The sequence below is a fragment of the Kosakonia sp. MH5 genome (assembly GCF_009935945.1).
GTDB lineage: Bacteria > Pseudomonadota > Gammaproteobacteria > Enterobacterales > Enterobacteriaceae > Kosakonia > Kosakonia radicincitans.
The window spans coordinates 21,145-43,194 of record NZ_QODH01000011.1; the positions used below are offsets into that span (position 1 = coordinate 21,145).

The 22,050-nt window shown below is 57.5% G+C and carries 18 protein-coding genes; 9 read left to right on the plus strand and 9 right to left on the minus strand.

Features of this window, described 5'->3' with window-relative positions; all coding sequences use genetic code 11:
* Positions 1-23 precede the first annotated feature (23 nt).
* The gene (locus tag DK872_RS22695) at positions 24-797 is read left to right on the plus strand and encodes a DNA-binding transcriptional repressor (RefSeq protein WP_161518871.1); all 774 of its coding nucleotides are present in this window, start codon (positions 24-26) and stop codon (positions 795-797) included.
* Positions 790-1,755: an arabinose-5-phosphate isomerase GutQ gene (gene gutQ / locus DK872_RS22700; protein WP_007370538.1), complete on the plus strand. Its 966-nt coding sequence runs from the start codon at positions 790-792 to the stop codon at positions 1,753-1,755. The genes DK872_RS22695 and gutQ overlap by 8 nt, the downstream gene beginning before the upstream one ends.
* On the opposite strand, the gene norR is transcribed toward gutQ, so the two are convergent.
* Positions 1,752-3,266, minus strand: coding sequence for a nitric oxide reductase transcriptional regulator NorR (gene norR, locus DK872_RS22705; RefSeq protein ID WP_007370537.1), 1,515 nt, complete (start codon positions 3,264-3,266; stop codon positions 1,752-1,754). The two genes, gutQ and norR, sit on opposite strands and share 4 nt — an antisense overlap.
* A 182-nt stretch (positions 3,267-3,448) precedes the next feature.
* On the opposite strand from norR, the gene norV reads away from it, so the two are divergent.
* Both norV and norW read left to right on the plus strand, forming a co-directional pair.
* A complete protein-coding gene (gene norV, locus DK872_RS22710) occupies positions 3,449-4,900 on the plus strand; it encodes an anaerobic nitric oxide reductase flavorubredoxin (RefSeq protein WP_161518873.1) in 1,452 nt (483 codons plus the stop codon).
* Positions 4,897-6,030: an NADH:flavorubredoxin reductase NorW gene (gene norW / locus DK872_RS22715; protein WP_090398540.1), complete on the plus strand. Its 1,134-nt coding sequence runs from the start codon at positions 4,897-4,899 to the stop codon at positions 6,028-6,030. Before norV ends, norW begins: the two co-directional genes overlap by 4 nt.
* On the opposite strand, the gene hypF is transcribed toward norW, so the two are convergent.
* The 4 genes from hypF to DK872_RS22735 all read right to left on the minus strand — a co-directional run bounded on the left by hypF (position 6,011) and on the right by DK872_RS22735 (position 12,143).
* A complete protein-coding gene (gene hypF, locus DK872_RS22720) occupies positions 6,011-8,248 on the minus strand; it encodes a carbamoyltransferase HypF (protein WP_161518874.1) in 2,238 nt (745 codons plus the stop codon). The two genes, norW and hypF, sit on opposite strands and share 20 nt — an antisense overlap.
* A gap of 4 nt (positions 8,249-8,252) precedes the next feature.
* On the minus strand, positions 8,253-10,403 hold the full coding sequence (gene fdhF / locus DK872_RS22725; protein ID WP_161518875.1) for a formate dehydrogenase subunit alpha: 2,151 nt from the start codon (positions 10,401-10,403) through the stop codon (positions 8,253-8,255).
* Positions 10,404-10,439: 36 nt separating this feature from the next.
* Positions 10,440-10,985 carry an electron transport protein HydN gene (gene hydN / locus DK872_RS22730; RefSeq protein WP_007370532.1) on the minus strand — a complete coding sequence of 182 codons (546 nt, stop codon included), beginning with the start codon at positions 10,983-10,985 and terminating at the stop codon, positions 10,440-10,442.
* A gap of 144 nt (positions 10,986-11,129) precedes the next feature.
* Positions 11,130-12,143 carry a LacI family DNA-binding transcriptional regulator gene (locus tag DK872_RS22735; protein WP_007370531.1) on the minus strand — a complete coding sequence of 338 codons (1,014 nt, stop codon included), beginning with the start codon at positions 12,141-12,143 and terminating at the stop codon, positions 11,130-11,132.
* 263 nt (positions 12,144-12,406) lie between these two features.
* Between DK872_RS22735 and ascF the strand changes: the two genes are divergently transcribed.
* Both ascF and DK872_RS22745 read left to right on the plus strand, forming a co-directional pair.
* Positions 12,407-13,849, plus strand: coding sequence for a PTS cellobiose/arbutin/salicin transporter subunit IIBC (ascF, locus tag DK872_RS22740; RefSeq protein ID WP_007370530.1), 1,443 nt, complete (start codon positions 12,407-12,409; stop codon positions 13,847-13,849).
* 21 nt (positions 13,850-13,870) lie between these two features.
* Entirely contained in the window at positions 13,871-15,295 is a 1,425-nt protein-coding gene (locus DK872_RS22745; protein ID WP_007370529.1) for a 6-phospho-beta-glucosidase, read from the plus strand.
* A 252-nt stretch (positions 15,296-15,547) separates the two neighbouring features.
* Here DK872_RS22745 and DK872_RS22750 read toward each other — a convergent pair whose 3' ends face one another.
* Genes DK872_RS22750 through DK872_RS22760 form a run of 3 tightly spaced genes read right to left on the minus strand, consistent with a single transcriptional unit; the run spans position 15,548 to position 16,957 of the window.
* A complete protein-coding gene (locus DK872_RS22750; RefSeq protein ID WP_007370528.1) occupies positions 15,548-16,255 on the minus strand; it encodes a helix-turn-helix transcriptional regulator in 708 nt (235 codons plus the stop codon).
* Entirely contained in the window at positions 16,252-16,641 is a 390-nt protein-coding gene (locus DK872_RS22755) for a hypothetical protein (protein WP_007370527.1), read from the minus strand. The genes DK872_RS22750 and DK872_RS22755 overlap by 4 nt, the downstream gene beginning before the upstream one ends.
* Entirely contained in the window at positions 16,634-16,957 is a 324-nt protein-coding gene (locus tag DK872_RS22760; protein WP_007370526.1) for an antibiotic biosynthesis monooxygenase, read from the minus strand. Before DK872_RS22760 ends, DK872_RS22755 begins: the two co-directional genes overlap by 8 nt.
* Positions 16,958-17,169: 212 nt before the next feature.
* Here DK872_RS22760 and DK872_RS22765 point away from each other — a divergent pair, with 212 nt between their 5' ends.
* A complete protein-coding gene (locus DK872_RS22765; RefSeq protein ID WP_161518876.1) occupies positions 17,170-19,035 on the plus strand; it encodes a beta-glucoside-specific PTS transporter subunit IIABC in 1,866 nt (621 codons plus the stop codon).
* A 21-nt stretch (positions 19,036-19,056) separates the two neighbouring features.
* Positions 19,057-20,052: a LacI family DNA-binding transcriptional regulator gene (locus tag DK872_RS22770; protein ID WP_161518877.1), complete on the plus strand. Its 996-nt coding sequence runs from the start codon at positions 19,057-19,059 to the stop codon at positions 20,050-20,052.
* A 103-nt stretch (positions 20,053-20,155) separates the two neighbouring features.
* Here DK872_RS22770 and DK872_RS22775 read toward each other — a convergent pair whose 3' ends face one another.
* Entirely contained in the window at positions 20,156-21,016 is an 861-nt protein-coding gene (locus DK872_RS22775; RefSeq protein ID WP_007370520.1) for an aldo/keto reductase family oxidoreductase, read from the minus strand.
* 97 nt (positions 21,017-21,113) lie between these two features.
* Between DK872_RS22775 and DK872_RS22780 the strand changes: the two genes are divergently transcribed.
* A complete protein-coding gene (locus tag DK872_RS22780) occupies positions 21,114-22,028 on the plus strand; it encodes a LysR substrate-binding domain-containing protein (protein WP_035890263.1) in 915 nt (304 codons plus the stop codon).
* The last annotated feature ends 22 nt before the right edge of the window (positions 22,029-22,050 follow it).

The following is a 22,050-nucleotide window of genomic DNA, read 5'->3' on the forward strand; positions in this document are numbered from 1 at the left end:
CGTAACGCAGGATATCAGCGCCTATGAAACCACGTCAGCGTCAGGCGGCTATTCTTGAGCATCTGCAAAAGCAGGGAAAGTGTTCTGTTGAAGAGCTGTCAGCATACTTCGACACCACAGGGACGACCATACGTAAGGATTTGGTCGCGCTGGAGCATTCCGGCGCGGTGATCCGCACCTATGGCGGCGTGGTGCTCAATAAAGACGAAGCCGATCCCCCTATCGATCACAAAACGCTGATCAACACCGTACAAAAGGGGCTGATTGCCGAAAAAGCGGTCACCTATATTCATGACGGCGACTCGATCATCCTTGATGCAGGCAGCACCGTTTTGCAGATGGTGCCGCTGCTCAGCCACTTCAATAACATCACGGTGATGACCAACAGCCTGCACATCGTTAATGCGTTATCGGAACTGGATAACGAGCAGACCATCCTGATGCCCGGCGGCACCTTCCGCAAAAAATCCGCCTCGTTTCACGGCCAACTGGCGGAAAACGCCTTTGACCATTTCAGCTTCGACAAGCTGTTTATGGGCACGGACGGCATCGATCTGAACGCGGGCGTCACCACCTTCAACGAAGTGTTCACCGTCAGCAAAGCGATGTGCAACGCCGCGCGGGAAGTGATTCTGATGGCCGACTCATCGAAGTTTGGCCGCAAAAGCCCGAACGTGGTGTGCAGCCTGGAAAGCGTCAATAAATTGATCACCGATGCCGGTATCCCGGCGGACGTTCGCGCCGCGCTGGAAACCAAAGGCGTCGAGGTGATTATTGCCGGAGAAGATCATGAGTGAGTCGTTAATTAATGCCGGGCGTCAGACCCTGTTACTGGAGCTTCAGGAAGCAAGCCGCCTGCCGGAGAGGCTCGGCGAGGCTTTCGTGCGAGCCGCCGAAACGGTGTTGAAGTGCGAGGGGAAAGTGATTGTTTCCGGCATCGGCAAATCGGGGCATATCGGCAAAAAAATCGCCGCTACCTTTGCCAGCACCGGCACTCCGGCTTTTTTTGTTCATCCGGCGGAAGCGCTGCATGGCGATCTGGGCATGATTGAAAGCCGCGACGTGATGCTGTTTATCTCCTACTCCGGTTCGGCAAAGGAGTTGGATCTGATCCTGCCGCGGCTGGCGGAGAAATCCGTCGCCCTGCTGGCGATGACCGGAAAACCGCGCTCGCCGTTGGCGCTGGCCGCTGACGCAGTGCTGGATATCTCCGTTGAACGTGAAGCCTGCCCGATGCATCTGGCGCCGACCTCCAGTACCGTCACGACGCTGATGATGGGTGACGCGCTGGCGATGTCGGTGATGCAGGCGCGCGGCTTTGACGAAGAGGATTTTGCCCGCTCGCATCCGGCAGGCGCGCTCGGCGCGCGGCTGCTGAATAAAGTGCATCATCTGATGCGCAAAGAGGAGCAGATCCCGCAGGTGCAACTGACGACCAGCGTGATGGAGGCGATGCTGGAGCTAAGCCGCACCGGTTTAGGCCTGGTTGCCGTTTGCGATGGACAACGCCAGGTTAAAGGCGTCTTTACCGATGGCGATCTGCGTCGCTGGCTGGTGGCAGGCGGCGCGTTAACCACCGCCGTCAGTGAAGCGATGACGCACGGCGGCATCACCTTAGACGCCAACAGCCGCGCAGTGGATGCCAAAGAGCGCCTGATGCAGCGTAAAATCGCCGCCGCCCCGGTGGTGGATGACGCGGGAATTCTGGTGGGCGCCATCAACCTGCAGGATTTCTATCAGGCCGGTATTCTTTAACGCTTCAGCCCCAGACGTTTCGCCAGCCGGTGCAGGTTGGCGACGTCCATTTCCAGCGTCCTGGCGCAGGCCGCCCAGTTTCTCCCACACTCTTCAAGCGTTCTGGCAATCAGCGCCCGCTGGAAATCCTCAGTGGCATCGCGCAGATTCTGCCCCGCCGGTAACGCCGAAGCGGTTTGTGCCACCGGCGTCTGTTCATCGCTGAGGGCAAAATGTCGCGCCTCCAGCACCACATCGTCGCTGTTGCGCGTCCCGCGCGCCAGAATCACCGCGCGGTGAATGGCATGTTCCAGCTCGCGCACATTGCCCGGCCAGCCGTAGCTGAGTAAATGCGTTCGTGCGCCGGGGCTGAGTGCCACCCGGCCAAGACCCAGACGCAGACGGCACTGCTCGCAGAAGTAACCCGCCAGCAGCACCACATCGTCGCCCCGTTCACGCAGCGGCGGCACCGACAACGGAAACACGCTAAGACGATGATAGAGATCGGCGCGAAAACGGCCAGCCAGTACCTCTTCTCGCAGATCGCGGTTCGTCGCCGCCAGCACGCGCACATCCACGCGCAGGCTGCGATCGTCGCCGACACGTTGCAGATCGCCATACTGCAAGACCCGCAGCAGCTTGGCCTGCAATGAGAGGGACAATTCACCGATCTCATCAAGAAACAGCGTGCCGTTATCTGCCATCTCAAACTTGCCGCTGCGATTGCTGATGGCTCCGGTAAAAGCCCCTTTCACGTGGCCGAACAGTTCACTCTCGGCCACGCTTTCCGGCAGCGCTGCACAGTTGAGATAAACCAGCGGGCTGGCTGCCCGCGCGGAACCTTCATGAATCGCCTTAGCCACCAGCTCTTTCCCGGTGCCGGTTTCGCCGCTGATCAGCACGTTAAGATCGGACGCGGCGACAATATCGATCTCTTTTTTCAGCGCCACCATACCGGGCGATAAACCAATCATTTCGCTGTGCGCCACCGGCTCAAACGCGGCGGGTGCGCCGGGCAGCATATTCTGGCTCTCCAGTTGCTCAATCAGCAGCGCGTTGTTCAACGCCCCTGCCGCCAGCGCCGCAATCAGTCGCAGCTCTTCGTCGCTGAAGGTGTCGAACTGATCCGGTGACATACCATCCAGCGTCAGCGCGCCAATCAGGTTCTGTCCGGCAAACAGCGGCAGCCCGACGCAGGCGTGCACTTTCAGGCTCTCCTGGCCGGGGATCAGCCCATCATAAGGATCGGGCAAATCACTATCGGCCGGAAAACGCACCACATCCCCGGCGCGGGCAATCGCTTCCAGCCTTGGGTGCCCTTCCAGCGTAAAACGCCTGCCGAGCACATCCTGCGCCAGCCCGTCGATAGCCAGCGGAATAAACTGCCGCGCCTCGTAACGCAGCAGCGCAGAGGCATCGCACGCCAGCACCTGGCGCAGCGTGGCGATCAGCCGCTGGAAACGATCCGCATGGCCGATACCGCTCTGCAATTCAATGGCGATTCCTGCCAGCACATTCAGTGAAAAACTCATGCTTACCTCACTGTCTTTTTGACAATACATAGTGTCATATTGACTGTAAATATCATAGTCATAATGACAACTATCTTTTCAGTTAACCCATTAAAAAAATATAAAAATCAATTAATTAAAAAGTTGGCACAGCCTTTGATATTAGCCATACATCGAACTGAAAAAAGTACAGGACATTTGATATGGCTATTCATGTAAAAAACAACATTCACTGGGTTGGGCAACGTGACTGGGAAGTGCGCGATTTTCACGGTACTGAATACAAAACGCTGAAAGGCAGCAGCTACAACAGCTATTTGATTCGCGAAGGCAAAAACGTGCTGATCGATACCGTCGATCACAAATTCAGCCGCGAGTTTGTGCAGAACCTGAGCGCAGAGATCGATCTGCAAAGCATCGACTACATCGTGATTAACCATGCCGAAGAAGATCACGCCGGTGCTCTGACCGAGTTGATGTCGCACATCCCGTATACGCCGATCTACTGCACGGCGAATGCGATCGACTCGATCACCGGCCATCACCATCACCCGGAGTGGAACTTTAACGTCGTGAAAACCGGCGACACGCTGGATATCGGCAACGGCAAGCAGCTGATTTTCGTTGAAACGCCGATGCTGCACTGGCCGGACAGCATGATGACCTACCTGACCGGCGACGCCGTACTGTTCAGCAATGACGCTTTCGGCCAGCACTACTGCGACGAACGCCTGTTTAACGATGAAGTGGATCAGGCGGAGCTGTTCGAACAGTGCCAGCGCTACTACGCGAATATCCTGACGCCATTCAGCCGCCTGGTGACGCCGAAAATCACCGAGATCCTCGGCTTTAACCTGCCGGTAGATATGATTGCTACCTCGCACGGCGTGGTGTGGCGCGATAACCCAACGCAAATTGTCGAACTGTACCTGAAATGGGCGGCCGATTATCAGGAAGATCGCATCACCCTTTTCTACGACACCATGTCCAACAACACCCGCATGATGGCCGACGCCATTGCGCAGGGCATTAACGAAGTTGACCCACGCGTGGCGGTGAAAATCTTTAACGTCGCCCGCAGCGATAAAAACGACATTCTCACCAATGTGTTCCGCTCGAAAGGCGTGCTGGTTGGCACCTCGACCATGAATAACGTGATGATGCCGAAAATCGCCGGGCTGGTCGAAGAGATCACCGGCCTGCGTTTTCGCAACAAACGCGCCAGCGCGTTTGGCTCCCACGGGTGGAGCGGCGGCGCGGTAGACCGTCTCTCCACCCGCTTACAGGATGCCGGGTTTGAAATGTCCGTCAGCCTGAAGGCCAAATGGCGACCGGACATCGACGCGCTGGAAGTGTGCCGCCAGCACGGGCGCGATATCGCCCGCCAGTGGGCGCTCTCTCCTTTGCCGGAAGCGGTAAAACCGGCCTCCTCAGCAGCTCAGGAAGCCTGTGCCTGTGCCGCAGCCGCCGCTGCGGAACTCGGCCCGCGCATGCAGTGCAGCGTCTGCCAGTGGATCTACGATCCAGCAAAAGGCGAGCCAATGCAGGATGTTGCGCCAGGAACGCCGTGGAGCGAGGTACCGGATAACTTCCTCTGCCCGGAATGTTCTTTAGGCAAAGAGGTGTTTGACGAACTGGCAACGGAGGCAAAATGAGCGCAGGCATTGTGATTATCGGATCGGGCTTCGCCGCCCGGTCGCTGGTGAAAAACATCCGTAAACTCGACAGCGCCGTACCGCTGACGCTGATTGCCGCCGACAGCATCGATGAGTACAACAAACCGGATCTCAGCCATGTCATCAGCGAAGCGCAAAGTGCCGATGATTTGCTGCGCCAACCGGCGGGAGAATTTGCCGAGCAATTTAACCTGCGACTGTTCCCGCACACGGTTATCACCGCCATTGATGCTGAAGCGCAGGTAGTGAAAAGCGTCGATAAACAGTGGCAGTACGACAAACTGGTACTGGCGACGGGGGCAAAAGCCTTCGTTCCGCCGCTGCCGGGGCGCGAGCACATGCTGACGCTCAACAGCCTGCAAGAGTATCGCGCCTGTGAAAACAGGCTGCGCGATGCCGCCAGCGTGCTGATTGTCGGTGCCGGGTTGATTGGCTGCGAGCTGGCAATGGATTTTCGCCGTACCGGGAAAACCGTCACGCTGCTGGATAACGCCGCCAGTATTCTGCCTTCGCTGATGCCGCCGGAAGTCAGTAGCCGCCTGCAACATAGCCTGACGTCGCTGGGTGTGCGCCTGCTGCTCTCCTCCCGTTTGCAACACCTGACGGCGAGCGCGAATGGCATTTGTGCGCAGCTTGATGACGAACGCTGCGTAGAGGCGGATGTGGTGATTGCCGCCACGGGCCTGTCGCCGGAAGTGTCGCTGGCACAAGCCGCCGGGGTGGAAACCCGCCGTGGCATCGTGGTTAATGCGGCGCTGCAAACCAGCAACCCACAGATCTATGCACTCGGCGACTGCGCCGAGATCAACGGCAGGGTGCTGCCTTTCCTGCAACCCGCCCAGCTCAGCGCCATTACGCTTGCGAAAAACCTGCTCGGCAACAACGCGCAACTGGCGCTGCCTGCCATGCTGGTGAAGGTAAAAACGCCGCTGATGCCGCTGCATCTGGCCGGAGAAACCGCCCGCCGCGATCTGAACTGGCAGATTACAACCCACCCCCAGGGTATGGTAGCGAAAGGGCTTGATGCCGATGAAAAACTGCGCGCTTTCGTGGTCAGCGAAGAACGCATGAAAGAGGCTTTCGCCCTGCTTAAAGCGCTGGCGCTATAGTCCGCGCAGCAGCAACCAGCCCCTGGCCGAAGGCAATTCCGCCATCACCGGCCGGGAGCTGGTGCGGGAACAGCAAGGTAAAGTCAGGAAGCCAGGCTTGCAGGCGCGCCTTCAGCAGGCGGTTATGCAGTACACCGCCGCTGAATACCAGTGTCTGAATATCGCGTCGCTCTGCCTGTTCGCGGGCAAGGCTTGCCAGCCCCTGCGCCAGCGCGTCGTGAAACGCCCATGCACGCTGTGCGGGTGATGCCTGCCAGCCCAGCCACTGCCGCCAGAAGGCGGCGAGATCAAGCTGGTTTCCGCGTAGCGGCAGCGTGACGGGGTGCTCCACCGCAGAAGTGGACGCCGCCAGCGCTTCAAGCTGGCAGGCGGCTTCGCCTTCATAACTCAGTTGCAGCGGCGCGCAGCCCAGCGCACAAGCTACCGCATCAAATAAACGTCCGCAGGAAGAGGCCAGCGGCGCGTTGATGCCGCGCTCAATGGCGCGTGCCAGCAACGGCCAGTTTTGCTGCCGGAGAACCGCGGTTTCCGGGTAATGTTGCCACTCAGGCACAAACGCCAGCATCTGCGCCAGCAGGTTGCGCCACGGCTGCCGCGCGGCCAGATCGCCGCCCGGTAACGCCACCGCCGGTAAGCCGCCAAGGTGCTCGCATTCGCGATAATTGACGCGCAAACATTCGCCGCCCCACAGCGCACCGCCCTCCCCCATGCCAATCCCGTCCAGCGTCAGCGCAATCACATCACCGCCGTCAAGCGGCCAGTTGTGCTCGCCGAGACACGCTGCGGCATGCGCATGGTGATGCAGCACCGTTTGCAGTGGCAATCCACTGCAATGAGCCCACTGGCTGGTGCGATAAGCGGGATGCGCATCGATGACCAGTTGCTGCGGAGTGAAGTCGTAAATCGTCTGCATCAGGCGCAGCGCGTTGCGCCACTGCGTTTCCACACCTTCATCGGTGAGATCGCCAAAGTGCTGACCCGGCACCGCCGCTTCACCGCGCAGCAGGCAAAAGGTGTTTTTCATATCCGCGCCAAGACACAGCAGCGGCGGTATGGCGTTGAACCCTTCCGGCAGGCTCAGCGCATCCGGCACGTAGCCGCGCGAGCGGCGCAGCATCTCGCCGTTTGCCCGCAGCACGGAATCATCCATGCGTTGCACAATGTCGCGATTGTGCAGTAAAAAACCACCGGCAATTCCCGCCAGATCGACCAGCGCCTGTTCATTCGTGAGGGCGGGCGGTTTGCCGCTGAGGTTGCCGGAAGTCATCACCAGCGGGCGCTGCAAACCCTGCGCCAGCAGATGCTGCAACGGATTGGACGGTAACATAACGCCCACTTCATCCAGGCCCGGCGCCACGGCGTCGCATAAACCGTCAACGGTGGATTTCGCTACCAGCACAATCGGCGCGGCTGGCGTGGCGAGTAAACGCTGCGCATCGGCAGGTAACCCTGCGGCATCCGGCACCATCACCGCCAGCGGTTTTGCCGGGCGGCGTTTACAGGCGCGCAGATGCTGCACCGCCGCCTGGTTATGCGCATCGCAAGCGAGATGAAAACCGCCCACGCCTTTGACAGCCACCACGCCTCCGCTTTTCAGGAGTGAAATCGCGGCCTGCAATGCCGCTTCGCCAGTGGTTTGCCAGACATCGCTGCGCCACTCAAGCTGCGGGCCGCACTGCGGGCAGGCGACGGGCTGAGCGTGAAAACGACGATCGAAGGGGCTGCGATACTCCGCTTCGCAGTCCGCGCAGAGCGGGAACGCCGCCATCACCGTATAAGGCCGATCGTAAGGCATGGCGTTGATAATGGTAAATCGCGGCCCGCAATGGGTGCAGTTGATAAACGGATAACGGTAGCGGCGTTCGCGGGGATCGTTCATCTCCGCGAGGCAGGCGGGACACGTCGCCGCATCGGGAACAATTTGCGTATTCATCGTGCCACCCGCGCTCTGGCGGATGGTGAAATCTTGTGGAGGTGAAGGCCAGTGGAACGGTGAACTGACGACGCGATCGATGCGCGCCAATGGGGGGCAGTGTTGATGCAACAGGGTGACGAAATCACCGGCATCGCCGAGCAGGCGAACTTCGACACCCTGTGCATCATTACAGACATCGCCTTTGCAACGGTGCTGCTGCGCCAGTTGCCAGACAAAGGGGCGAAAACCCACCCCCTGAACTTTACCGTATACGCGTAAGCAAACACCGTTGCTGGTTGTCATCGCATCACTGCATCGCCGCGTTGAGCAAGCGATTCTTCATCTGTTGATAAGTGCTCTGAGTGTACTCCTCGGCCCAGCGCTGATCGTTGATCGCACTCACCCGAACGGCGCAGTATTTGGTTTCCGGCGTTTTGGAAATCGGATCCAGATTATCCTGCGTCAGTTCGTTACAGGCGCCAATCCACCACTGGTACGTCATATAAACGCTGCCGTTGTTGATGCGTTCGTTGACATCCGCGCGGGTGATCACTTTGCCACGGCGTGATTCCACCCACACCAGTTGCCGGTCTTTCACACCCAGCGCTTCGGCGTCGGCCGGGCTGATCTGCACAAAGCCCGGTTCGTCGGCAAGGGTTTGCAACGCGGCACAGTTGCCTGTCATCGAACGGCAAGAGTAGTGGCCTACTTCACGCACGGTACAAAGCACCAGCGGGAATTCAGCATCCGGGCGCTCTGCGGGCGCTCGCCACGGCGTGGCAAAAAGATGGCCTTTACCGTCCGGGGTATCGAACTTATTGTTCTGATACAGGTACGGCGTGCCCGGATGATCGAGGGTCGGGCACGGCCACTGAACGTGTCCCATGTCGCCCATTTTCTCGTAGGTGACGCCGTAGAACAGCGGGCACAACTCGCGCAGTTCGTCCCAGATCTGCTGGTTATTGTCATAGTGCATCGGATAGCCCATCTCGGTGGCGATCAGGCTGATGATCTCCCAGTCACGTTTGACGTTATACTTCGGTTCGATGGCTTTTTCGAAACGCTGGAAGCCACGATCGGCGCAGGTGAAGACGCCGCCGTGTTCGCCCCAGGAAGTGGCGGGCAGCAGCACATCAGCTTGTTCGGCGGTTTTGGTCATAAAGATATCCTGCACCACCACAAAATCGAGCGCTTCGAAACCTTTACGCACCAGCCCCAGATCCGCTTCGGTCTGCAACGGATCTTCACCCATGATGTAATAGGCTTTCACCTTGCCTTCCAGCGCCAGATGCGGCACTTCGGTAATGCGGACGCCGACTTTGTCATCCATCACTGCCGGATCGATGCCCCAGGCTTTGGCAAATTTTGCCCGCACCTCCGGGTTCACCACATCCTGATAACCCGGGAACTGGTTGGGGATCACGCCCATATCGCACGCGCCCTGCACGTTGTTCTGGCCGCGCACCGGGCCGACGCCGACATTTTCGCGCCCAAGATTCCCGGTCAGCAGCGCCAGGCTGGAGAGCCCTTTCACCACATCCACCGCCTGGCCGAACTGCGTCACGCCCATGCCCCACATAATGGTGGCGGATGGCGCTGCCGCGTAGGTGCGCATTGCCTGGCGAACCTGTTTTGCCGGCACGCCAGTCAGATGCTCTACCGCCTCCGGCGCATAGTCTTTAACCGTTTCACGATAGTCATCCAGCCCGGTGGTAAAGCTGGCGACATAATCTTTGTCGTACAGCTCTTCTTCCAGCAGCACATAGCCGAAAGCGTTGACCAGCGCCATATTGCAACCGTTTTTGAGTTGCAGATGCTGATCGGCAATACGCGCGGTCTCAATGCGGCGCGGATCGCAAACAATAATTTTGGCCCCTTTCTGTTTGGCTTTGATCACCCGCCGCGCGACGATCGGGTGCGAATCGGCGCAGTTATAACCAAATACCAGCAGGCAACTGGAGTTTTCGATATCGCCGATAGAGTTACTCATCGCACCGTTGCCAAGGGTTTCCTGCAAACCCGCCACCGATGGACCGTGGCAGACGCGGGCGCAACAGTCGACGTTATTGGTGTTAAGCACGCCACGGGCGAATTTCTGCATCACATAGTTGGTTTCATTGCCCGTACCGCGAGATGAACCGGTAGTCATAATGGCGCGCGGGCCATATTTGGCTTTGATTTCACTGAGGCGCTTTGCGGTATAACGGATCGCTTCATCCCAACTGACGGGGGTCAATTTGCCGCCTTTTTCGTAACGGATCATCGGCTGCGTAAGACGCGGCGTCAGCAGTTTGGTGTCGTTGAGGAAATCCCAGCCGTAGTAGCCTTTCAGGCAGAGTTCATTCTGGTTGGTGTGGCCGTCGGCCGCTTCTGCGCGGATGATTTTTCCGTCGTCGACAACCAGTTTCAGTTTGCAGCCCGCGCCGCAGTATGGGCATACACTTGTGATTTTTTTCATCAGTAACAGACCTGTTAAAAGTGAAAGTCAGATTGTTTAGAACACCAGAGAAACAGCGCTGTCCAGCGCGGCGCGACGACGTTTCTCCGCGCTCATCTGTTCCAGTAAATTACGATCGACACAGACCAGCGCTTTCGTCGGACATGCCTGCATACAGGCGGGACCGCTTTCACTGTGGTGGCACAAATCGCATTTGTTGGCTTCGGCTTTTTCTGCGCGAACATTCAGCCCTGCGCCGCTATGGCGAATAACCGGACGCACAACCACTTCCATCGCACCGTACGGGCAGGCCACGACGCAGGTTTTGCAGCCAATGCAGCGTTCCTGCATCACATGCACAAACCCTTCGTCACGGCTAATGGCACCGTTCGGGCAGACGTTGGCACACGGCGCGTCTTCGCACTGACGACAGAGTGTCGCTGTCGAGACGTTGACGCCTTTGACAACATGGATACGCGGTAAAAAGCTCTCAGGCGTGAGCGCCGCGCAGTCCTGGTTTTCCTGATGAGACACCACACAGGCGACCTCGCAGGTGCGGCAGCCAATGCATTTTGCAGCGTCCGCCATGATAAATCGGTTCATTATCTTCTCCGGCAATGTGCTTTATCCCGCCGGAATATTCATAAACCGTGCCAGTTTTTAACTTGCTGTTATTTAAGGAAATTTAAAGAAGCATTCGGTAAGGATGGCTGTCATCGACACTTCTGTCGATGACAGATGTCGAGGTCAGGCGTGCGGGCCGGAAATCAGTGAGTCACGTAACATTAATTCGCCGGGAAAGGTTTGCTGATAAGTAAAGTCGCCGCCATCGAGCATAAAGATTAAGCGGTTGATCGTCTCTTTGATCATTTCGGTGACCGGTATTTTCACGCTGGAAAGTGCCGGAACGGTAAATGGCGCCATCGCAATATCATCGAAGCCAATTACCGAAACCTGCTGCGGCACCGTTATTTTGCTGTCGTGTAACTGTTTAATTGCGCCAATCGCCATGTCGTCATTACTTGCCACCAGTGCGCTAAATTCAACGTTCCGGGATAAGAGTGTCTGTACGCCCTGCGCGCCACTAACTGGCGTCCATTTCCCTTCAACAATCAACTCATTACGCAGCGCAATACCCTGCTGCGCCAGCGCATCTTTATACCCGGATAAACGTTCAATACCGGTCGGAGAATCGAGTGAACCGGTAATAAACGCAATATCACGATGACCATGAGAAATTAATTGTGACACCGCGCTAAAGCTTGAGGCTTTTTGATCGGAATAAACACAGTGGCTGCTGTTTTTACGTAAACGACGGTTAAGCACCATTATTGGCTGCGAATGACTGTCGATAATTTTATCCATTTCATCGACGCTCAAAAAACGCGGATAAATAATGATCGCATCACAGCGTAAATCGAGCAGATATTGAATCGCCTGACGCTCCTCTTCCGCGCTGTGTTTTCCGTCGGCCAGCAGTAACTGACGGCCTTTGTCTTCGGTCATTCGCGCAGCATGGAACAGCAATTCACTAAAATAAACGCCGTGGTAGAGGGTGTTAGTTACCACCAGCCCCAGCGTCTGGGTTTTACTGCTCGCCAGGCTACGGGCCAGTAAATTCGGGCGATAGCCACTTTCGGCAATGGCCTGAAATACGCGGTCTTTCGTCTCTTCGCTGACATATCCTTTGCCCGTCAGAACGCGGGAAACCGTCGCTTTCGACACGCCTGCCCGCTTCGCCACCTCCAGCATTGTCGCCATCTTTTCCCCCTGAAAATGTTATGAGCCGAAGTGTACTTCAGGCGTTGCGTTTAATGGAACTCTTTACGCCGCACAACGATTTCACATCCCGCGATCTTATAAGTGATCGTTATCACGATTTCAAAAATTGGCGCTTTTTAGTCCTTGTTAACCACAAATAAACTCTTCATGATTTTGTGGAACCGGTTACCTATTTCATGTTTCACAGCCGCCAGGCGCGGCTGTGAGCTAGTACCTTATTGATAAAACAGGATAATAACTCCATGGCAAAGAATTATGCGGCGCTGGCCCACTCGGTGGTCGATGCGCTGGGCGGCGCGGAAAATATCGCGGCCGTCACGCACTGCATGACGCGCCTGCGCTTTGTGGTGAAAGATGAAACGCGCGTGGACAGTCCGACGCTGAAAAGCATCAGCGGCGTGATGGGCGTGGTGCGTAACGACAAACAGTGCCAGGTGATTATCGGCAATACCGTCTCCCAGGCCTTCCGCGAAGTGGTCAGCCTGCTGCCGCAAGATATGCAGCCAGTTGAAGAACCTTCCACGCAAAAACTGACGCTGAAGCGCATTGGCGCGGGCATTCTCGATGCGCTGATCGGTACCATGTCGCCGCTTATTCCGGCGATCATCGGCGGCTCGATGGTGAAACTGCTGGCCATGGTGCTGGAGATGACCGGCGCACTGCCGAAAGGCTCCTCGACGCTGACCATTTTGACGGTGATCGGCGATGGCGCCTTCTTCTTCCTGCCGCTGATGGTTGCCGCATCTGCGGCGGTGAAATTCAAAACCAATATGTCGCTGGCGATTGCCATTGCGGGCGTGCTGGTGCATCCGAGCTTTATTGAATTGATGGCGAAAGCCGCGCAGGGTGAGCACGTTGAGTTCGCGCTGGTGCCGGTAACGGCGGTGAAATACACCTACACGGTGATTCCGGCGCTGGTGATGACCTGGTGTCTGTCGTATATCGAGCGCTGGGTCGATCGCATCACTCCGGCGGTAACGAAAAACTTCCTTAAACCGATGCTGATTGTGCTGATTGCCGCGCCGCTGGCGATTGTGCTGATTGGCCCGCTGGGCATCTGGATCGGTAGTGCCATCTCCGCGCTGGTGTATACCATTCACGGTTACCTCGGCTGGCTCTCCGTCGCCATCATGGGCGCGCTGTGGCCGCTGCTGGTGATGACCGGGATGCACCGCGTCTTTACGCCGACCATCATTCAGACCATTGCCGAAACCGGCAAAGAGGGCATGGTCATGCCGTCTGAAATTGGCGCGAACCTGTCGCTTGGCGGCTCTTCGCTCGCCGTGGCGTGGAAAACGAAAAACCCGGAACTGCGCCAGACAGCAATGGCGGCAGCGGCTTCCGCCATTCTGGCGGGGATTTCCGAACCGGCGCTCTACGGTGTGGCCGTTCGTCTGAAACGTCCGCTGATCGCCAGCCTGATTAGCGGCTTTATCTGCGGCGCGGTTGCCGGTATTGCCGGGCTGGCCAGCCACTCAATGGCCGCGCCGGGCTTATTTACCAGCGTGCAGTTCTTCGACCCGGCCAACCCAATGTCCATCGTCTGGGTGTTTGGTGTGATGGCGCTGGCCGTGGTGCTGTCGTTTGTGCTGACGTTACTGCTGGGCTTTGAAGATATTCCGGTGGAAACCGCGAGCAAACCGCAGGCAGCACAGCCGGTCAATGTTAAAGAAGCACGCGCCTGATTAACAAAAAAGAGGTTACGCATGTCAGTATTTCCGCAAGGATTTTTATGGGGCGGCGCACTTGCCGCCAACCAGTCGGAAGGGGGTTATCTGGAGGGCGGTAAGGGGCTGACCACCGTCGATATGATCCCGCACGGCGTCAACCGCCTGCCTGTGAAACTGGGCCAGGAAAAGCGCTTTCAACTGCGTGACGATGAGTATTATCCGAGCCATCAGGCGATCGATTTTTACCATCGTTATAAAGAAGATATCGCGCTGATGGCAGAGATGGGCTTTACGGTATTTCGCACCTCTATCGCGTGGAGCCGTTTATACCCGAAAGGCGATGAGCTGACACCAAATCCAGAAGGCATCGCCTTCTATCGCGCGGTGTTTGAAGAGTGCAAAAAGTACAATATCGAGCCACTGGTGACGCTTTGCCACTTTGATGTGCCGATGCATCTGGTGATTGAGTACGGCTCCTGGCGCAACCGTAAAATGGTGGAATTTTTCACCCGCTACGCGCGCACCTGCTTTGAGGCGTTCGACGGGCTGGTGAAATACTGGCTGACCTTCAATGAGATCAACATCATGCTGCACAGCCCGTTCTCCGGCGCGGGCCTGGTATTCGAAGAGGGTGAAAATCAGGATCAGGTGAAGTACCAGGCCGCGCATCATGAGCTGATTGCCAGCGCGCTGGCGACCAAAATTGCTCATGAAGTGAACCCGCAAAACCAGGTGGGCTGCATGCTGGCGGGCGGTAATTTCTACCCTTACTCCTGCAAACCGGCCGATGTGTGGACCGCGCTGGAAAAAGATCGCGAAAACCTGTTCTTTATTGATGTACAGGCGCGCGGCAGCTACCCGGCCTACTCTGCACGCGTGTTCCGCGAAAAAGGCGTCAGCATTGTCAAAGAAGCGGGCGATGACGAAATCCTGAAGAATACCGTCGATTTCGTCTCCTTCAGCTACTACGCCTCACGCTGCGCCTCGGCCGATATGAATGCCAACAACACCAGCGCCGCCAATATCGTGAAATCCCTGCGTAACCCGCATATTGAAGTGAGCGAATGGGGTTGGGGCATCGATCCGCTGGGTCTGCGCATCACCATGAACATGATGTATGACCGTTACCAGAAACCGCTGTTCCTGGTGGAAAACGGCCTCGGCGCGAAAGATGAGTTTAATGCCGACGGCGAAATCGTCGACGATTACCGCATCAGCTATCTGCGCGAACATATCCGCGCAATGGGCGATGCCATTGAAGACGGCATCCCGGTTATCGGTTACACCACCTGGGGCTGTATCGATCTGGTGGCAGCTTCCACCGGCGAGATGAGCAAGCGCTACGGTTTTGTCTATGTCGATCGTGACGATGCAGGCAACGGCACGCTGGCGCGCAGCCGGAAAAAGTCATTCTGGTGGTATAAAAAAGTGATCGCCAGCAACGGCGAAGATCTCGACTGAGTTTGTCACGCAACCGGCCTGCGGACTCTGCAGGCCGGATAAACGCCAGCCTTACCTGCCAGACACCCGATATCCCGCTTGTTGTGCCGCCCGCGCGCCGGTGCCATCCCGGACATTGGCCAGTAGGATTGATGATAAAGCGTTATGAAATCCATGGTCGTCTCCGGTTGTGTTGTGCGATGAGTGTGGCGTTTGCCGCCTCTCCCTCACAACCGAAAATCGGACGACCATTTTTTACAGCCAAAGGCAGCATTACAGCCCGACAGCAAATAATCTTAAAAACGCCGTCTTGCCTTCCCCGGTAATGGTCACTTCACGGTAGCCGGGCGTTCTGCGCAGCCAGCCCTGCTGCTCGAAGGCGATAAGTAGCGCGGCACCCGCATCGCCGCCAAGATGGAAACGCCTTTCGCTCCAGTCCAGGCACGCGCAACAGGGCTTGCGGCGAGTATGCGGATCGAGCGTCACGCCGATCTTTTCCAGTTGCCGTTTACCGACATTCGTTACCGCGCTGCCATCGTCAGTGATCCAGCCTTCACGCTGCAAAAACGCGTAGATGTCCACCGCGATTTCACCGGCAAGATGATCGTAACAGGTGCGTGCCTGCCGCAGTTCCGGCGGCGTTCGGCTGGTCAGCGTACGTCCTGTGCGCATCGACACGCCCATCATATTTTCCAGCAGCGCAGCGACATCACTGCCCGCCAGCCGGTAGTAGCGGTGCCGCCCCTGCGAAACGCAGACCAGCAGGCCATGATTTAACAGCCGGTTCAGGTGGGCACTGGCGGTCGAAGGGGCAATATCCGCCACGGTGCTTAGCTCCGTCGCCGTCCACGCCCGTCCATCCATCAGCGCACAAAGCATCCGCGAGCGCGAAGGATCGGCCATCGCACTGGCAATACCGGCAAGCGCCTCTTCCAGCGCCAGCGTGTTGCCGTGTGCCGCAGATAAACCGGGTAAACTCATGTCGCCCCCTTCCAGGGTTGCGTGACCTCATGGGTCAGCGGATCGTTGTCGGTCAGCAGAATCAGGCGATTATCATGATCGCTGTACTGCACAAGAATAGTGATGCCATGTTGCGCGATCGTGCGGGCAATCGCGCCTAGCTCACCGGGTTTTTCCTGCTTTAGTTTGCGGATCACCGGCTGCGCTACATTGCACACTGTAAATCCGGCAGACTCCAGAACCTGACGGGCGCGTTCGCCGTCGGCCACCAGAAAATGGGCATGGCTTTCCCTCCCGATGCTGAAAACGCCGCCGCCTTCCAGACCAATACCGTTTTTACCCAGCGTTTCACCCAGTTCTGCCAGCCCGCCGGGCGCCTCATTAAGCATAACGTGAATATCATACATGGTCGGTCTTCCCTGCTGCGGATGAATAATCGCGAAAAACCTGCGCGACACGGATACGGTAAAACGAGAAAATCGATCGCCGTCCTTCCGCCTGCGCTGCCTGGTGCAGGACGTTGCTCTTCCATGCCAGTACCGCCTCTTCATCCCGCCACCAGGATAAGGACAAGATCTTCCCTTCCGTGCTCAGGCTCTGAAAGCGTTCAATGGCGATAAAACCCTCGATTTCTGCCAGTTGCGGCTTGAGCTCCGCGGCTAATTGCAGGTAGCGATCCTGCTTGCCAGCGGCGACATCGGCTTCAAACAGTACAGCGATCATAAGCGCTCTCCATCAGTGAATGTGCCGCCAGTTTACGTAGCCCGGCACACCATGCTTCGGCCTGCAACGAAATATAAATGCCAAATATTATGGCGTGATTTCCTTCGCAGTTTTCCATGAAACCGGTTGCACGGCGATCTGACCAGGTTAGCATGAAACCGGTTTCACCTAGATACACCTACTCAGTCACCGATAATAAAAGGTAAACAAAAATGGCCGTTATCAGGGATTACAATAAGTTAGCGAGTGATATCCTGCGCGAGGTGGGTGGCGAAGAGAACATCAACAACTTCTCCCGCTGCGCGACCCGCCTGCGTCTGGTATTAAACGAAACGCCCGCCACGGCGAAAGCCAGCATCCAGATCCTGCCCGGCGTTATCGCCGTGGTGGAGAGCGGCGGTCAGTTCCAGGTGGTCATTGGTACCCATGTCGCCGATGTGTTTAACGCCCTGAGCGGTATGGTGAAAGAGAAAGACGGCAGCGCCACGCAGCCGAAAACACGCTGGCTGGATGCGGTCATCGCCACCATGTCAGCGGTGTTTGCCCCGATTGTCTATATTCTTGCCGCCGCCGGGATTTTGCAGGGGCTGCTGATTCTGCTGGGCCTCGCGGATGCGGATATCAAAACCACCGGCACCTTCGCCATTCTTAACTTTATGTCCTGGACACCGTTTGCCTTTCTGCCGGTGTTTATCGCCATTACCGCGGCGCGCCATTTCAAATGTAATCCGTTTATTGCCGTGCTCTGCTGCTGTGCGCTGATCAACCCGGAGTGGACGGCACTGGCCGGGAAAATCGCCGCCGGTAGCGAAGTGAAATTCCTCTTCTTCCCGCTGGCGGAAACGGTTTATACCTCATCGGTACTGCCGCCACTGTTCCTTGTCTGGGCGCTCTCCTGGTTTGAACGCCGCGTCGAAAAATGGCTGCCGGAAGTGATAAGCCCGCTGTTTACGCCGCTTCTCTGTTTTGTGGTGATTGTGCCGCTGACGCTGGTGGTGATTGGGCCGATTACCAGTTGGGCCGCGCTGGGCGTTGCTCATGGCTATAACACGTTGTTCCATGCCGCTCCGGCCGTTGCCGCTGCGATCATTGGCGGCGTATGGCAGGTGATCGTCATTTTTGGCGTTCACTGGGGGATCACGCCGGTGATCATGGCGAACTTCGATACCCAGGGTTATGACTCATTCCAGGCTTACCAGACCATCGCGGTGATTGGCCAGATGGCCGCCGTGTTTGGCGTGTTTATCAAAAGCCGCAATAAAGCGCTAAAAGCCACCTCGCTTTCTGCGGGGGTTACCGCCATTTTCGGCATCACTGAACCCGCCATTTACGGCGTGACGCTGCGCTTTAAAAAACCGTTTATCTGCGGCTGTATCGGCGGAGCGATTGGTGCGGTGGTCGCCAGCCTGTTTGGCAGCCTCTACTACGCTTATGCGGCGCTGCCCGGCCTGTTCACGCTGGTGAATGCCATTAGCCCGGATGCGCCAATGTCGTTTATTGGCGAACTGGTTGGCGCAGGCACCGCGATTGTGCTGACCATTGTGATGGTGCAGTTTGTCGGTTTTGAAGATCCGCAGGAAAGCGCTGACCCCGCGCCGCTGAAGGTTGGTTCATTACAGATGCTCAGCCCGATTAAAGGCGAAGTGATCGCACTGGAAAACGTGCCAGATGAAGCCCTTGCCGGGAAAGTGCTCGGCGACGGTGTGGCGATCGTTCCTCACGAAGGCAAAGTGGTCGCCCCGTGTGACGCGCAGGTCGCCACATTAATTGACACGCATCACGCTATCGGCCTGATATGTGATAATGGCGCAGAATTACTGATCCATGTTGGTCTGAATACCGTTAACCTTCAGGGTCAATACTTTACGCCGCTGGTAAAAGAGGGCGACAGAGTCACCGCTGGCACGCCGCTGCTGGAGTTTGATAAAGCGCGTATTGAGCAGGCGGGTTACGATCTGACCACGCCGGTGCTGGTGGTGAACAGTGATGAATTTACGCTGACTCGCCATCAGTCGCAGGGTGCCGTCAGCCCCGGTATGCCGCTGATGTCACTGGAGACAGGAGCGCAGCCAGCATAATAACAAGAGTGAGGTCGAAAAATGGTAACGATACTGGATGTCGCCAGGCTGGCTGGCGTATCGAAAGCGACGGTATCGCGCGCGCTAAATGGCAAAGTTTTTGTCCGTGAGGAAGTGAAGGAACGCATTTTCCAGGCCATTGCCGAGACGGGGTATCGCCCCAACCAGCTGGCGCGCAATCTTGCCAATAATAAGACCAACTCAGTGGGGCTGGTGATCACTAACGGGCTGTATAACGGCCCGTTTTTCGCCAGCCTGACTTACCACGCGGCGACCAACAGTGAAATACATGGCCGACAACTGGTGCTGGCAGACGGTAAACACAGCGCGCAGGAAGAGCGCGACGCCATCGATCTGCTGATGTCGTTGCGCTGTGAAGCGATCATGATTTACCCCAAATACCTGACGGTCGATGAGCTGGACGCAATTATCGATAACAGCCAGACGCCTATCGTCGTCATCAACCGTGAACTCTCCCGCCACCGCAATCAGTGCGTGTTTGTCGATCATCAACAAAGTTGTGAAACGATGATGGCCCACCTGTTAGCGCAGGGGCATACGCGTATTGCTTTTGTTGCCGGTGCTGAAGGTTCGCCAACCGGGGAAAAACGCCTGGCGGGCTACCGGCAGGCGCTGCGCCGCGCCGGTATTGAGCCAGACCCGCAACTGATGGTACATGGCGCATGGTCTACCGACAGTGGTTATGCCGCAGGGCGTGAACTGTTAGCGCGCAAGGTGCCGTTTACCTGCATCCTCGCGGGCAATGACGATATGGCGATTGGCGTGGCGAAAGCCTGTCTGGAAGCGGGGCTGCGCCTGCCGCAGGATGTGTCGCTGGCCGGGTTTGACGATTCGGTGCTCGGCAAGTATTACAACCCGTCGCTCACCACCATTCATGTGCCGATGGAGGCGATGATCCGTCACGCCATCGACATTCTGTTGACGCCAGGCGAGCACGCGGCCCGTTCACACGAAGGTGAACTGGTGCGGCGCGAGTCGGTGGCGCCCCCCAAATAATGGCTCTGTGGCGGCTGATTGCCGGATGGCGGCGATGCTTTATCGGGCCTATGAACCGATGCGATCCCACAGGCCCGATCGGGGCAACCATCCGGCGCAGAAGCTACGCGCCAATGCCGTTGAGTTTTTCCAGCGCTTCCGGCGGCAGCACGAGGTTCGCGCTCGCCATGTTTTCCTGTAAATGCTGCGGCGACGACGTACCGGGGATCAGCAGGATATTCGGCGAACGCTGCAACAGCCACGCCAGCGCCACCTGCATCGGCGTGGCGTTAAGCGATTGCGCCACCTCGTTCAGCTCACCGGATTGCAACGGCGTGAAACCGCCCAGCGGGAAGAACGGCACGAAGGCAATGCCCTGCGCGTTCAGGCTATCCACCAGCGCATCATCCTTACGGATCGCCACGTTATACAGGTTCTGCACGCAGACAATGGGCGTCATTTTCTGCGCGTCGGCCACCTGCTTCGCTGTAACGTTGCTCAGCCCGATATGGCGGATCAGCCCGCGCTCTTTCAGTTTGATCAACGCCTCCAGCGGCGCTTCGAGCGGCCCCTCTTCCGGCTCGTGCACACCAAACATCGAACGCAGGTTGACCACCTCTATCGTCTCCAGACCGAGGTGACGCAGATTATCTTCCACCGCACGGGTCAACTCTTCGGCGCTGAATGCGGGCAGCCAGTTGGCTTTATCATCACGACGCGCGCCGACTTTGGTGACGATGCATAAGTCGTCCGGATAAGGATGCAGCGCCTGTTTAATCAATTTATTGGTGACATGCGGACCATAAAAATCACTGGTGTCGATATGATTCACCCCGGCAGCAATAGCATCGCGCAATACCGCCAGCGCCTTTGCTTCGTCCGCGGGCGGACCAAACACGCCAGGGCCAGCCAGTTGCATCGCACCGTAACCCAGACGACCAACCTGACGATCGCCAAGACGATAAGTAAGTGTGGATTGAGACATGGAAAACCTCCTGTGCGTTAAGTAACCCGATTGTAGGAGCTGTACGGCTGTGCAACAATCCAGCAAAATTAATACACACTGTACGGTTCACCGAACAATGAAGCTGGATTTCGCCCTGTTAAATGCCATTGTCGCGGTCGCCAACGCCGGAGGCTTCCGTGAAGCTGCGCGCGTGACCGGTTCAAATCCCTCCCGCCTGAGCGACGCGGTGCGCCGCGCCGAGCAGCAACTCGGCGTACGGCTGTTTAACCGCACCACCCGTACCGTGGCGCTGACCGAGGCAGGCAGAGCGCTGATGGAGCGCCTGCAACCGGCAATGAGCGAAGTGGATGCCGCGCTGGACGCCATCAACCGCTATCGCACCACGCCGAGCGGCACGCTGCGTTTGAATGTCCCGGTCAGCGCGGCACGGCTGGTTCTGCCCACCATCGTCCCCCCTTTTCTGGCGCAATACCCGGACATTCGCCTGGAGATCGTCGCCGAAAGCAACGTACAGGATGTGTTTCGCGACAATTGCGATGCGGGGATCCGTTACGACGAAAGCCTGGAACAGGATATGGTGGCGCTGCCCATCGGCCCGCGCCGTCAGCGTTTTGCCGCAGCGGCGGCACCGGCCTATTTGCAGCGTTACGGCCTGCCGCAGCACCCGCGCGATCTGATTAGCCACAACTGCATTCGCGGGCGCTACGCCAGCGGCGTGATGCCGGAGTGGGAATTTACCCGCGAGGGCGAAACCCTGCGCATTCAGGTGAATGGTTCACTGGTGGTCAGCGTCGGCAGCGCGGTGGATCTGGCGGTACAGGCGGCGATTGCCGGTAGCGGCATCATCTATCTGTTTGAAGAGTGGCTGCGCCCGTCGTTCGAAAGCGGCGCGCTGACGCCGTTGCTGGAACCCTGGTGGCAATCATTTAGCGGCCCCTGGCTCTATTACAATTCCCGACGCTTAATCCCTGCGCCATTACAGGCGTTTATTGATTTTATCCGCGCTCAGGGGCAAACCACGGATATATAACGCAATGATGGGAAGATCTGTC

Excerpts from the sequence above, each read along its gene's own strand:
- DK872_RS22695 (WP_161518871.1), top strand. The coding sequence starts at position 24 with ATGAAACCACGTCAGCGTCAGGCGGCTATTCTTGAGCATCTGCAAAAG.
- gutQ (WP_007370538.1), top strand. The coding sequence starts at position 790 with ATGAGTGAGTCGTTAATTAATGCCGGGCGTCAGACCCTGTTACTGGAG.
- norR (WP_007370537.1), bottom strand. The coding sequence starts at position 3,266 with ATGAGTTTTTCACTGAATGTGCTGGCAGGAATCGCCATTGAATTGCAG.
- norV (WP_161518873.1), top strand. The coding sequence starts at position 3,449 with ATGGCTATTCATGTAAAAAACAACATTCACTGGGTTGGGCAACGTGAC.
- norW (WP_090398540.1), top strand. The coding sequence starts at position 4,897 with ATGAGCGCAGGCATTGTGATTATCGGATCGGGCTTCGCCGCCCGGTCG.
- hypF (WP_161518874.1), bottom strand. The coding sequence starts at position 8,248 with ATGACAACCAGCAACGGTGTTTGCTTACGCGTATACGGTAAAGTTCAG.
- fdhF (WP_161518875.1), bottom strand. The coding sequence starts at position 10,403 with ATGAAAAAAATCACAAGTGTATGCCCATACTGCGGCGCGGGCTGCAAA.
- hydN (WP_007370532.1), bottom strand. The coding sequence starts at position 10,985 with ATGAACCGATTTATCATGGCGGACGCTGCAAAATGCATTGGCTGCCGC.
- DK872_RS22735 (WP_007370531.1), bottom strand. The coding sequence starts at position 12,143 with ATGGCGACAATGCTGGAGGTGGCGAAGCGGGCAGGCGTGTCGAAAGCG.
- ascF (WP_007370530.1), top strand. The coding sequence starts at position 12,407 with ATGGCAAAGAATTATGCGGCGCTGGCCCACTCGGTGGTCGATGCGCTG.
- DK872_RS22745 (WP_007370529.1), top strand. The coding sequence starts at position 13,871 with ATGTCAGTATTTCCGCAAGGATTTTTATGGGGCGGCGCACTTGCCGCC.
- DK872_RS22750 (WP_007370528.1), bottom strand. The coding sequence starts at position 16,255 with ATGAGTTTACCCGGTTTATCTGCGGCACACGGCAACACGCTGGCGCTG.
- DK872_RS22755 (WP_007370527.1), bottom strand. The coding sequence starts at position 16,641 with ATGTATGATATTCACGTTATGCTTAATGAGGCGCCCGGCGGGCTGGCA.
- DK872_RS22760 (WP_007370526.1), bottom strand. The coding sequence starts at position 16,957 with ATGATCGCTGTACTGTTTGAAGCCGATGTCGCCGCTGGCAAGCAGGAT.
- DK872_RS22765 (WP_161518876.1), top strand. The coding sequence starts at position 17,170 with ATGGCCGTTATCAGGGATTACAATAAGTTAGCGAGTGATATCCTGCGC.
- DK872_RS22770 (WP_161518877.1), top strand. The coding sequence starts at position 19,057 with ATGGTAACGATACTGGATGTCGCCAGGCTGGCTGGCGTATCGAAAGCG.
- DK872_RS22775 (WP_007370520.1), bottom strand. The coding sequence starts at position 21,016 with ATGTCTCAATCCACACTTACTTATCGTCTTGGCGATCGTCAGGTTGGT.
- DK872_RS22780 (WP_035890263.1), top strand. The coding sequence starts at position 21,114 with ATGAAGCTGGATTTCGCCCTGTTAAATGCCATTGTCGCGGTCGCCAAC.